A 437-nucleotide genomic window follows, 5' to 3' on the forward strand; every position below is an offset into this window, starting at 1 on the left:
CGGAGCCCAGCATCTCGCGCGCGACGAAAAAAATAGCTGTCGGTCTGGGGACGATTGCCTTTGAACAGGCGACTCCCTTGTTCCTGAAGTCGGCCAGCTTCGCTCTCACCAAAATCCTTGCGAAGGAACGGTACGCCATGAAAGATGCCTGCGTCCGCGCCGGCAACCGCCACAGCCTCGGCATCTTCGTAGAACTCGATGACCGCATTGATGCGCGGGTTAACCTCGTCGTGGGCCTCGCGGGCCAGCCGCGTCAACTCCAAAGGCGTTACTTCCCCAGTGTTCACAAGAGACGCCAGAGCGGTGGCATCGTGATCGACATATTCGCTCAATTTCATCTGGATAACACCTCGCTCACCAACCCGATCTGTGTTCTCAACAGAGCCTTGTTGGACCGACGCCGGCGGCTCGCGTCAAATTCAGTTCGTATATTGCCA

Annotated in this window: 1 pseudogene; it reads right to left on the minus strand. The window is 57.4% G+C overall.

Annotated features, from left to right (window positions below):
- Window positions 1-338, minus strand: a pseudogene (locus DH08_RS30070) (amidase); the annotation flags it as partial.
- Window positions 339-437 lie beyond the last annotated feature (99 nt).

Source organism: Mesorhizobium amorphae (assembly GCF_014843845.1).
Lineage (GTDB): Bacteria > Pseudomonadota > Alphaproteobacteria > Rhizobiales > Rhizobiaceae > Mesorhizobium > Mesorhizobium amorphae_A.